At 35.8% G+C, this 13035-nt stretch carries 8 protein-coding genes and 1 pseudogene; all 9 read left to right on the forward strand.

Going from position 1 to position 13035, the window contains the following annotated elements; all coding sequences use genetic code 11:
* Positions 1-50 precede the first annotated feature (50 nt).
* The 9 genes and pseudogenes from DW721_RS01235 (at position 51) to DW721_RS01270 (ending at position 12840) form a co-directional block, all read left to right on the forward strand.
* On the forward strand, positions 51-3047 hold the full coding sequence (locus DW721_RS01235; protein ID WP_118744539.1) for a hypothetical protein: 2997 nt from the start codon (positions 51-53) through the stop codon (positions 3045-3047).
* A gap of 277 nt (positions 3048-3324) precedes the next feature.
* Positions 3325-4224: a DegV family protein gene (locus tag DW721_RS01240; protein ID WP_118744540.1), complete on the forward strand. Its 900-nt coding sequence runs from the start codon at positions 3325-3327 to the stop codon at positions 4222-4224.
* A gap of 272 nt (positions 4225-4496) precedes the next feature.
* Positions 4497-6224: a methyl-accepting chemotaxis protein gene (locus DW721_RS01245; protein ID WP_118744541.1), complete on the forward strand. Its 1728-nt coding sequence runs from the start codon at positions 4497-4499 to the stop codon at positions 6222-6224.
* A gap of 97 nt (positions 6225-6321) precedes the next feature.
* The gene (locus DW721_RS15955) at positions 6322-6459 is read left to right on the forward strand and encodes a hypothetical protein (protein ID WP_182436164.1); all 138 of its coding nucleotides are present in this window, start codon (positions 6322-6324) and stop codon (positions 6457-6459) included.
* A pseudogene (locus DW721_RS01250) lies at positions 6437-6571 on the forward strand (magnesium transporter); the annotation flags it as partial. The gene DW721_RS15955 and the pseudogene DW721_RS01250, both read left to right, overlap by 23 nt.
* Before the next feature lie 103 nt (positions 6572-6674).
* The gene (locus DW721_RS01255) at positions 6675-7586 is read left to right on the forward strand and encodes a LysR family transcriptional regulator (protein WP_118744542.1); all 912 of its coding nucleotides are present in this window, start codon (positions 6675-6677) and stop codon (positions 7584-7586) included.
* Between the two features lie 353 nt (positions 7587-7939).
* Positions 7940-10210: a 5-methyltetrahydropteroyltriglutamate--homocysteine S-methyltransferase gene (gene metE / locus DW721_RS01260; RefSeq protein WP_118744543.1), complete on the forward strand. Its 2271-nt coding sequence runs from the start codon at positions 7940-7942 to the stop codon at positions 10208-10210.
* Between the two features lie 451 nt (positions 10211-10661).
* Positions 10662-10877 carry a hypothetical protein gene (locus DW721_RS01265; protein WP_147355369.1) on the forward strand — a complete coding sequence of 72 codons (216 nt, stop codon included), beginning with the start codon at positions 10662-10664 and terminating at the stop codon, positions 10875-10877.
* Between the two features lie 145 nt (positions 10878-11022).
* A complete protein-coding gene (locus DW721_RS01270; protein ID WP_118744545.1) occupies positions 11023-12840 on the forward strand; it encodes an AAA family ATPase in 1818 nt (605 codons plus the stop codon).
* Positions 12841-13035 lie beyond the last annotated feature (195 nt).

Genomic DNA, 13035 nt, shown 5'->3' on the forward strand with positions numbered 1-13035 from the left:
AAATGGTACAAATATATAGATTTCAAAATGGCAGAGAAAGGGGTATAGATATGGTTTACATTAAAGCAAATAATGAGATAATAAAGGTTTATCAGAGCGTGATAACATCTAAGAAAGAGCGTGTGGAGTGGAACGGTGACATTGTAATAAGAAAAAATGCGATGATACTTGTCGGCAGACTTCGTTCTATGTATTTTGAACTCAGTTCAAGGAGGGTTTATTCAGATATTGAGGAATTTTCTCTTGACCCTGCCAAAGCATTTGAAATAAAAGATAATATACTTCTCACAAACATAATAAATATGATGTTATATCCTTTTGTAAAATGGGGAGCAATAAAAGGAATTAATGTTGCGAAAGACTATATGGTGCTCGCTGCTTTGTTTTCGCAGATTTTTAAGGAGATAGATGTTCAAACATATTTTACTAAGACGAGCATGAAATTTTTCAACGACGAAATTCAGATTACTTTTGAAGATGCGATGGAAAAATGTATTGAACATATTGAAGAACAGCGTGAAGATAGAGAGTTTTTGGAAAAGTTAGAAGGAAGTATTGAAGATAAAGACACGGGGAAAAATATTTTGCAAGATGACGGAGGTGCAGAAATATATAAGGGGTATACGAAGGATGGGCGTATAGTTAATATAAATCCGGAAAGAGGTATAAGGACAAAAGCAGGTCTTTGGCACAGTATTAGATGGATTATCGGAAGTTACGATTTTAAAAAGGAAAAATTTGATGAAGAATATGCAAATTCGCACAGGATAGGAAATAATTTTTACATGGTTCCATATAAGTGTCCGAAATGTGGGGAATTTCTTCATATGGTTGTTTTCCCTAGCGGAAAAGAGTATGTTATAGATACTGAAGAGGGAAAGGTCTATATTGCGAGAGCATATACCTGTGATAGTTGCAAAACATTTTATACGCCAAGCCCGGACAGACTTCTTAAAGAGGGGGATATATACATCCTTGATTTTGATAACGATGAGTATGCGGCGAGAGATTATGCACTGCTTTTAGGAAGAAAAGGTGCAAAGACGGCAAATTGCCACTTCAATGTGTATCAATCTGATTATAAAAGGGAGCTTTCCAGGGGTGAGAAAAGACTTAGTGAGGTATGCCAAGATATTGAACATCTCGCTAATTATGAACTTGAGACGCTAATCACAAAGATGGATGAGGGGTTCTTTTCTGACTATGAGAAAGAGAAATTTTATGCGACAATAGAGCAGGAACTTGAATATCGTGAGAAGATAAGAAAAAAGAAAATTAACGAGATTAGGAAAGAAGCAGAAGAAAGAAGAAAACTGGAAGCGAGTTTACGAGCCAAAGAGGCAGAAAATAATAAATATGATGGAGATGACAATATTAGTGATAATATTAAAGATGTGTTACAGGTTTACCAAAACATAAGTGAATATTACAATTTTTTGGAGGCGGCAGTAAACGAACAGGAGGAGAAAAATAAAGTATCCGAAAGAGATTATGGAGTCGAAGACAATACAAATAGTGGTTTAAATTTAGAAGACGGATTACAGAAAAATAAGGCAGAAGCTGATAATAAAAAAGATGGAAGTAATTTAGGCAAAAACGATATAGCCGGCGAAAATATTACTGCGGGAGATGGTTATTATGATGAGAATATAAGTGATGGCACAAAAAAAGACATATTAAACGGCGGTTTGGAAAATAGTATTGAAAGTGGAGAGGACAGGGTAGTTTCTAATAGTGACGGAGAAAAAGATAATTATGCTGCAAATTCAGAAAACGGTATTGAAAAAGAAAAAGCAGGGGATAATACAGGAACTGTAGAACAAAGATATAATGAGGGTGGCACTGACAAGGTGATAAGGTGTCCGTCACTCTATGATGTGCTTATAGATATGGGCAGGACGGCAAAATATTCAGAGATAGTTGAGTATATAAAAAAGGTTAAAAGGTCAGAAGGTGAGGAGCAGAAAAAACTTCATTGTTTGGATGTACTTACAAAAATGTGTAAAACGGCGGCAAAAAAAGAGGTAGAGTATATAGTATCTCATCTTCCGGAAAATATAAACTTTGACAGATATAAAAGAACAAAAGAAAAACTGATGACTTACATGGAGATAGATGTTAGTCCGTATATCAAGATTGTTGATACAAAGCGTGATAAAGTTGAGTTTGATGAATTAAATAAGCTTGTAGAGGGTGTTGACAGAAATAACAGAAATGAATTGCTCGATGTGATGGAAAAGATAAAGAACGGAGAGTATGAGAAACGAAATTCGGACAGATTTGTCGAGGGACTGAGAAAGCGTGTATATGCTATGGATGAGGCAAAACTCAGAGGTATATGTCCAAATCCTGAGTACATAACATTTGACGAGGGACTCAAGGCGATAAAAGAGATAGAGGAGGGAATTTTTCTGCCTGAACTTAAATCAAATATGCTGCAGCTTATAGACAAGAAACTTACAGCATTAAAGACGGAGGAATGTGAACTTCTTGTAAGAAAACTGAAGCGTGAACTTGACGGAAAAATATCCAATACATCAAAAATTCATTTTTATGATATAAGAAAAATGAGAGATGGAGAAAGTAATGACAAAGAATCTTCATTTGTTAAAGTTGCAATAAGTACATACGCATATGCGGCAGAAAAATATGAGTATCCCATCATAATATGTGATTCTTCGCTGTTTGGCAGTGGAAAAGAGGGCTTTATAGTCACACCTGATCATATATTCTACAAGGGTTTTATAAAATCAGGTTCAGTAGATGTAAAAAAAATAAACGGCATATTTTCTCAAAAAAATGGACTTGTGATGTTACATATGGAGAAAGGCTGTATAAAGATGCCGTGCACTCTCAGTAAAAATGATGAAAAAAACCTGGCGGAAGTGCTGACATCATTTGTTGATTATCTTAAATTAAAGCCGGAGTCAAGAAGTATTAAGTATATGTCAAAACAGGAACACAAGGTAAAGTGCTGCTATCGCTGTGGTCATATATTTAGGGACGGAAATATTTGTCCAAAATGCGGCAGCAGCTTTAACAGCTAGTGTACTTACCTGCCGGCTTAAAGCTAAATAACATAGGGTAAGTTTTCAGTCGGCAGGACGGGAAATGAGTTGTATCGGTAAATAGGTAAAAAAGCCTGCAATCGGTTGACAATCGTCATGAATATGGTACAATGTAGTAATAAAAACTACATAAGATAGAGGTTGGCACAAAGATATTTAGAAATAGAAAAGACCGACCGGTATCATAGAAAGATATATTTGTTACTGTTCGAGCCTGAATTTGAACAGCAGCAGATTAAAAGACGGAGGATTTGCCATGGATTATCAGTTAATCAGCGACAGCTCATGTGATCTTGAGCAGAGTTTAAGAGAAAAGTATGACATAGAGGTAGTACCTTTTTATATATCATTTGATGAGGAAAATTATCAGAAAGAAGTTGAAGAGATAGCGATAGATGATGTTTACAGGAAAATGGTGGATTTTCCTAAGCAGTATCCTAAAACATCACTTCCTTCTGTTCAGAATTATGTGGATGCATTTACTCCTCATGCAAGGGAGGGCAGAGCGGTTATCTGTATATGTATTACTACTTCATTAAGCGGCTCGTACAATTCAGCTTGCAATGCAAAAGAGATTGTCTGCGAAGAGTATCCTGATGCAAAGATAACAGTTATCAATTCACTTGGGGCAACCGTACTTCAGGGACTTTATGTAATTCAGGCAGCAAAGCTGAAACAGTCCGGAGCTTCTTATGATGAAGCAGTAGAAAAACTTACATCAAAGGAGTATCTTTCAACAGGACGGATATTCTTTACTGTGGGAAATACGGATTATCTTAAACATGGTGGAAGAATAGGAAAAGTGGCAAGCGTTGCTTCAAGTGCACTTAACTTAAAACCTATAATAACACTTAAAGACGGCTCGATAGATGCATCAGGAATTGCCAGAAGCCGTAAAAAATCAATAGCAAAAACGTATGAGCTGTTAAAAAATTATTTTGCTGAAAATGGTGAAGATCCTAATAACTATGTTTATAGGGTGGGATATGGATATGACAGAGAGGAAGGACTTGAATATAAAAAAGAGCTTGATGAGGTTATGCGTGGTCTGGGACTTAAAGAGGAGACAGGAATAGCTCATATAGGTGCAACGATATGTGTTCACACAGGACCTTATGCGATAGGAGTCGGTCTTATAAAAAAGATACAGAATTGATTTCAGTATATATACGAAATACCTTATATTTACAGGGCTGAACTGATGGAAATATCGTATTTTTTGTTATGAATATGTATGTGTGAAAAATACAGGATGCCGTAAATATACAGTATAATGGAGATTAACGAGATTGTATTTTGAATGTATAGTGGTATAATATAAATATAAGAGAGATCTGTTACCTAAGTGCTGGAGAGACAACTTAGGCAACAGCTTTTTTGATAACAAGGTACATAATATGCTAAAAGTAAACAAAAGGAGTGATTTTTATGGAAGAAAATAATATTCAAAAATCAGGGCAGATTAAAGAAAAACAGAGTGTAAAATACCGATTAAAGAAAAATGTGGCATATGTGACTAATCTTACAAGCATTGCAGCATTGGTTGCCATAATTGCTTTACTGATAGTAGGTAAACAGTACAGTAATGCATTGACAAGTTATGGTTTTATACAGGGTGATATAGGAAAGGCAATGACGGTACTTGCCGGTTCACAGAGCTCGGTAAGAGCGACTATCGGATATCTTGATGAGAGTGCCATAAAAGACCAGAAGAATCGGTACAAACAGAAAAGAGAAAAGTTTGATAAATACTTTAAGAATATTGAAGTTAATCTTCATTCAAGCAAGGAAAAAAGCCTTTATTCCTCAGTATCTTCTCTTGCAGATGAGTATTGGACTCTGGCTGATAAAATTGTTGAAGAAGGTGCCACGACAGATTCAAAACTTTCACAGGATGCACAGACACATGAGATAAATAAACTCTCACCTAAGTATGATGAGATATACAGCAACATGGGATCTATCATGGATTATGAAGTTGCACTGGGAAACAGTACAAAAGAGATGCTTTCTATCATTGAGATAGTTACTGTAGTTGTAGTTATCATTGTTATGGTAGTTGCAAGAATCCAGTCAACAAGAAAGAGCGAGAAATTTGCAGAGGGTATTCAGGTTATACTCCGTGCGACATCACAGCGTCTCACTAAACTCGCAGAAGGTGATTTCGAGACACCATTCCCTAAGAGCGATTATGAAGATGAATTTAACGATATGATAAGAGATTCAGAGGGGATATCAGAAGACCTCAAGAAGATAATAAAAGATATTGAGAATATACTTGGAAGTATGTCAGTCGGAAATTTTGTGGTTCAGTCAGAATGCAGAGAACGCTATAAGGGAACATTTAATGATATCATTGTAGCCATGAGAGGTCTTCGTGACCAGATGGTAGAGACGCTCCAGAATGTTGATGATGCAGCAGTTCAGGTTTCAGCAGGTTCAGACAATCTTGCACAGTCAGCACAGGCACTTGCAGAAGGTGCTACAGACCAGGCAGGAGCTGTACAGGAACTTACATCTACTATTGCAAATATCACGGCAAGTGCAGAGCAGAGTGCTCAGAATCTTATCGAGTCACATCAGCAGGCAAGAGAATATGCAAGACAGGCAGATGAGGGGCGTCAGCAGATGAAAGATCTTGCAGTTGCGATGAAACGCATCACAGATACATCAAAACAGATTGAAAACATTACGACGCAGATAGAAGATATAGCATCACAGACAAACCTTCTTTCACTTAATGCATCTATCGAGGCAGCAAGAGCAGGTGAAGCCGGAAAAGGATTTGCAGTTGTTGCAGATGAGATTAGAAAACTTGCAGAGCAGAGTGCTTCATCAGCAGTTAATACACGTGAACTAATCGAGGGTGCTTTAAAAGAAATCGACGAAGGTAATGTTGCAAGTAAAAATGCAGAGGAAGCACTTAAGAGTGTTATTGACGGTATCGAGAGTATTGCAGAAACATCAAAACAACTCAGCGAAGAGTCAAAACAGCAGGCAGAAGCTATGGAACAGGCTGAGATTGGTGTAAACCAGATATCAGAGGTTGTACAGTCTAACTCAGCGGCAGCAGAGGAAACATCAGCAACAAGCGAGGAGCTTTCTGCACAGGCTGATACATTGAAAGGACTTATAGGTAAATTTATTCTTAACTAATGGCAATTTATAATATATAGTAACAGGACTTTAGAGTTGTTCATGGAGATATGTTCATGTAAAAAGGATTGATGCAGATGCCGTTGCTGATGTAAATATGTTTCTTTCATATGATGAGGAAGAAATAGGCAGATATATGACGACAAATTATGTTTGTATAAAGAAAGGTCTTTCCGTAAGGCAGGCAATGAGCGAGCTTGTCCGTCAGGCAGGTGATTCCGATGTTCTTCCGTAAAATAAAGATTGACCCGGCAGTAGCATCAGGACCACTTATCACAACGGTAAATGATCTTGTGGCAGTTGTAACTTATTATGGTCTTGCGTATATTTTTCTGATACAATTATGATATAGTGTAATAAAGAACATAATTATTGTTTACAGTTAAAGTGCGACTAATAGCAGAATAGATAAGATACCGAGAGCACCTTTAAGTTGAGAGAGGGAAAAAATTGACATTACAGCAGTTAAAATATGTGACAATAGTTGCCGAGACCGGTACGATTACCGAGGCAGCAAACAGATTGTATATCTCGCAGCCAAGTCTCACAAGTGCGATACATGAACTTGAAAAAGAAATGAACATCATTATCTTTAACAGAACGAACAAAGGCATAAATATCACAAAAGAGGGCAGGGACTTTTTGGGATATGCCAGACAGGTATTGGAGCAGGCGGCAATACTTGAGGATAAATATAAGAAAAATGCAGGCGGTAAAAAACAGTTCTGTGTATCAACCCAGCATTATTCATTTGCAGTAAATGCATTCGTAGACCTTATCAAAAAGTATGGTCAGGATGAGTATGATTTTTCATTGAGAGAAACACAGACCTATGAGATAATCGAGGATGTTGCCAAAATGAGGAGTGAGCTTGGAATTTTATTTTTAAATGACTTTAATGAAACGGTCATAAATAAGATACTGAAATCGAATGAACTTAAATTTACGCAGTTGTTTATTGCAAAGCCTCATGTATTTATAAGCAGAAAGCATCCGCTCGCAGAAAAAACGATAATAACAAATGATGAGCTTGAGATGTATCCGTATCTCTCATTTGAACAGGGTGAGCACAATTCATTTTATTTTTCAGAGGAAATCTTTTCAGCATCGGAGAGAAAGAAAAATATACGGGTAAGAGACCGGGCAACGCTTTTTAACCTGCTGATAGGACTAAACGGATATACCGTTTGCAGTGGCGTGATAGACAAGAAGCTAAATGGTAAGGATATTATAGCTGTTCCGCTTGCGGATGAGGGAGATATGCGTATCGGTTATATTATGCATAAGAAAGGGATGTTAAGCAGACTTGGGGAAACTTATCTGGAGTCGCTTGGGAAATACTTAACAATGTCAGGAAAGTAGCACAACGGATTATGACTATTGTTTGCTGTTAAAATTAAGAGCTATATTCTATTTTGAAAATAGAGTATGGCTTTTTTTGATGCAGCTATTTGAAAAAATATGATTATATCTATCATGTTTATGTTTGTAAAATGTTATTCATATTGATATTTAAAAATTTAGTGGAATGGAGTAAGATTTTTTTGATATAGTTTTAAACTATGGCTAACCTGTTTTTTTATGTATTATACGATTGGCGGAAATTTAATTATAATGAATTTGTTTTTGAAATAAGAAATAGTAAAGATTAGTTTTTATTAAAATTAGGATAAGTTGAAAAGCAAAAAACATTAATACAAAAATGGAGGGTTGAGATGAAAACATCAGTTATAGGTTTCCCGAGAATCGGAACATTAAGAGAACTTAAATTTGCTTCAGAAAAATATTTTAGAAAAGAGATTAGTGAGGAGCAGCTTAAAGAAACAGCAAAAGAACTTAGAAAAACACATTGGAATATGCAGAAAAATGCAGGAATTGATTTTATTTCAAGCAATGATTTTTCGTTTTATGACACCGTGCTTGACACGGCAGTATTGTTAAATATAATTCCTAAAAGATACAAAGAACTTGATTTGTCGGAAATTGATACATATTTTGCAATGGCAAGAGGTTATCAGGGAGAACACGGTGATGTAAAAGCACTTGCGATGAAAAAATGGTTTAACACAAATTATCATTATATAGTGCCTGAGACAGAGGATGACACGAAGATAAAATTGTCGGGTGACAAACTTTGGAATGAGTATGCAGAGGCAGATGAATTTGGCATCGAAACAAAGCCGATGCTCACAGGTGCGTACACAATGTTAAAACTTTGCAGATATACGGGAAATAAATCTGAAAAAGATTATGTATGTGACATAATAGCGGCATATAAAGAACTGTTACAGACTTGCGGTAAAAAGCAGATAGCATGGGTACAGTTTGACGAGCCGGCACTTGTACTTGATATGGATGATAGTGACAAGGCATTATTCCATCAGATTTATGATGAACTGCTTGCTGTTGAAACAGATACGAAAGTTTTATTGCAAACTTATTTTGGGGATATTCGTGATATTTATGAGGAAGTCATAAATATGCCGTTTGCGGGAATAGGTCTTGATTTCATTGAGGGAAAGCAGACTTGTGACCTTGTTTCTAAATACGGTTTTCCAAAGGATAAGGTACTTTTTGCCGGAGTTGTAAACGGTAAGAATATCTGGAAAAATCATTATGATAAGACATTGAAAGTGTTAAGTGGGCTGAGAGAAAAGGGTATCGATACAGTAATATCAACATCATGTTCACTTCTTCATGTGCCATATACATTGGGAAATGAAGAAAAACTTTCAAAAGAATATACGGCTTATTTTTCATTTGCAAAGGAGAAACTTGTTGAGCTTAGTGAACTTGGAAAACTTGCTGACAGTAAAAATTATGCTGAATATGATATATTTGAGAAAAATCATAAGCTTTTCAGTGGCAGCAGGGATTGCACAAATAAAGATGTAAGAAATCGTCTTTCTAAAGTATGTGAGTCCGATTATGTAAGACTTCCAAAGAGAAGTGAGCGTCAGAAAATTCAGAAAGAAGAATTTAAACTTCCGAAGTTCCCGACAACCACGATAGGATCATTTCCTCAGACAAAAGATGTGAAAGCAAACCGTTCAGCATTTAAGAGAGGGGAAAAGACAGAGCAGGAATATGTTGATTTTAATAAGAAAAAAATTGCCGAATGTGTAAAATGGCAGGAAGAAATAGGCATTGATGTACTTGTTCACGGTGAGTATGAGCGAAATGACATGGTAGAATATTTTGGTGAGTCACTCGGCGGATTTTTGTTCACACAGAAAGCGTGGGTGCAGTCCTATGGTACAAGATGCGTGAAACCACCTATCATATGGGGAGATGTACATAGAAATAAACCTATAACAGTAGAATGGTCGGTTTATGCACAGTCCCTCACAAAGAAGATTATGAAAGGTATGCTCACGGGACCTGTTACGATACTTAACTGGTCATTCCAAAGAGAAGATATTTCAATAAAAGACTCAATATCACAGATTGCATTAGCAATAAGAGATGAAGTGCTCGACCTTGAAGCAAACGGCATCAAAGTTATACAGATAGATGAAGCAGCTTTAAGAGAAAAACTTCCGCTTAGAAAAACTGACTGGTATAAGGAATATCTCGATTTTGCGATACCTGCATTCCGTCTTACCCACAGTGGTGTAAAGCCTGAAACACAGATACACACGCATATGTGCTACAGTGAGTTTACGGACATAATCCCGGCAATTGACGATATGGATGCGGATGTTATAACATTTGAGGCATCACGCTCAGACCTTTTGATACTCGACTCGCTCAGAGAAAACAATTTTGAGACGGAAGTAGGACCGGGAGTATATGACATTCATTCACCGAGAGTTCCGTCAGTTGAGGAGATAACCAATGTATTAAAGATAATGCTTACAAAAATAGACAGTGATAAACTCTGGGTAAATCCTGACTGCGGATTAAAGACAAGAGGAATGAAAGAGTCGGACGCAAGCCTTAGAAATATGGTTTGTGCGGCGAAGAAGATAAGGGAAGAAGCGTAAGAAAAAAGGATGGAAACTTTGAAAATATAGCTGAGTTGGTGTGTCAGTTTTCAATAACAAAAATTGAAAAAATGTCATATTTTTTAAGAATGAAAAATAATACCTAAGAATATACTTGTAATAGCTGAGTTGGTGTGTTATAATTAAGTCAGCTAGAAAGATTGATAATAGTGTCATACTGACACAAAAACAAACCCCCTGTAAGTTCGCACCTTATAGGGGGTTTTTCTTGTTTTGATAGAGCAGTCGAGCATCTGCTAGGTTAGTTGTCATTAAAAAATGCTATCTAGCCATTTGCAAATATAGTAGCTGATTATATTTGCCATAATAGCATTAAAGATTGATAATAACATACTGACACCTCCTCTCTGCTGTCAGATTGGAGAGTGACAACAGTAATAGTATATCAGATGCAGACAAAAAATGACAATTATTATGTAAAAATATTTCGTTGAACGAAATGTTTGCGTATAACGATAAATCAAGAAATATTGTGGGAAAGGAAGATATTGTTAAGGAAGAAAATGAAAAAATTCTTAAAGAAGAAAATATAAAGCGTATTGTGAAAATGATTAGCAAAAGTTACTCAAAAGAAGAAGTTTTGGAACTTGCTTATACGGAAGAAGAATATGAGGAAGCTGAAAAAGGACTGTTTGCAACAGTATAGTGTATGTGAGGTTGAAGATAACACCAGCAGTGAGAGTCGCTTGCGGAACTCTCTGTTGGCGTTTATAATGGAAGATGGTTACAGATAAATATCCGACGCATCGTATTGGGTGTTTGTTTTTATATTATATTGAGGGGGAAAGTTTATGCGCAAAGTAAGTATAGGAAAACAGGATTATGAATCGTTAATAAAATCAGGCTGTTTTTATGTAGACAAAACATATTTTATAAAAGAATGGTGGGAGTCACAGGATGATGTAACACTTATCACCCGTCCGAGAAGATTTGGAAAAACATTGAATATGAGTATGTTAGAATGTTTTTTCTCAAACAAATATGCAGGCAGAGGTGATTTGTTTGAAGGATTGTCAATATGGAATGATGAAAAATACAGGCAGCTTCAGGGGACATATCCGGTGATATTTATTAGTTTTGCGGAAATCAAGGCAAATAATTTTAAAGATACAAAAAATGACATGGTATCAGTTATAAACGATATCTACAAACAACATTCATATCTTCTTGAAGATGATATGTTGACAGATGCCGAAAGAAATTTATTTAGACAGCTTGATAATTATTCAAATAACACAAATGTAAATAAAGATATATCAAATGAGACAATATACAGGGCGGTTAAAAATCTTGCGGCAATTTTATATAGAAAATTTGAGAAAAAAGTGATTATTCTTCTTGATGAGTATGATACACCGATGCAGGAGGCATATGTAAACGGATATTGGAATGAGCTGGTTTCATTTACGAGAAGCTTTTTTAATGCAACATTTAAATCAAATCCATATATGGAATGTGCGGTAATGACTGGAATTACAAGAGTATCTAAGGAAAGTGTGTTTTCTGATTTAAATAATTTAAAAGTGATAACTGTTGAAAGTGATGAGTATTCAGGTGTATTTGGTTTTTCGGAAGAAGAAGTATTCTTGGCATTGGATAATTTTAATCTGTCAGATAAAAAGCAAATAGTAAAAGAGTGGTATGATGGATTTACATTTGGAAAACAAAAAGATATTTATAACCCGTGGTCGATAATCAATTTTTTGGAAAATAAAAAAATTGACACTTATTGGGCGGATACAAGTTCAAATTCACTTATAGACCATTTAATGAAAAAATCAGTTCCGGAAATTAAGGAATTGATGGAATTATTATTAAAAAGAGAAAGTATAGAGGTTACATTTGATGACCAGATAGTTTTTAATCAACTTGATAAAAATAAGAATGCGATATGGAGTCTGCTCGTGGCAAGCGGCTATCTTAAAATAGATTATGTAGAGTATAAGGGATTGCTTTTGAAACCATGGTATCATATCAGTATAACAAATCTGGAAACGATAAGTATGTTTGCGAATATGTTTGCAGGATGGTTTGAAAATCCGGATGCGAGATATAGTGATTTTGTTAAGGCATTGTTGAATGGAAACATAAAAGAAATGAATTATTATATGAATAAGGTAGCTTTGGCAACATTCAGCTATTTTGATACAGGGAAAAATCCATCCGGAACATCGGAACCGGAAAATTTAGCCTCATGCTACGACTGTAAGGGAGTAGCTAATGGCTCAAGTTTGAACGATAGTTCAAACTTGTATGCGATGACTAGGCAGTCATCGCGTTTTTACCACGGATTTGTTTTAGGTCTTATTGTGGAACTTAGTGACAGCTACGAAGTAAAATCAAACCGTGAAAGTGGTTTTGGGAGATATGATGTCATGATAGTTCCACAGGACAAAAGCAGCGTGGCAATGGTATTGGAATTTAAAGTGCATGAACCTGACGAAGAAAAAACACTTGAAGAAACCGTGGCATCATCATTAGCACAGATTGAAGAAAAGAAATATGATGCAGAGCTGATAAATGCCGGAGTAAAAAAAGAAAATATTAGACATTACGGATTTGCATTTGAAGGAAAGAAAGTGCTGATAGGTACGGATGAACAGAGATAGAAATAAATTAAATATAATAAATATGATATTAAAAGTGAAACAAGGGAATCAAAAAATACTGCTTATGTAGCATCTAAAGATGAAGCAATGTTCTCAGCAGGCAGTTCAGATACCTAAAGGATTGAAAAAGAGTAAGATACCTAAAAATGCATTTGCAGGGTGTAGGAAAAAGCCAAAGATAAAAGTGGTTAAATG

This window comes from Clostridium sp. AM27-31LB, assembly GCF_003480745.1.
Lineage (GTDB): Bacteria > Bacillota > Clostridia > Lachnospirales > Lachnospiraceae > Butyribacter > Butyribacter intestini.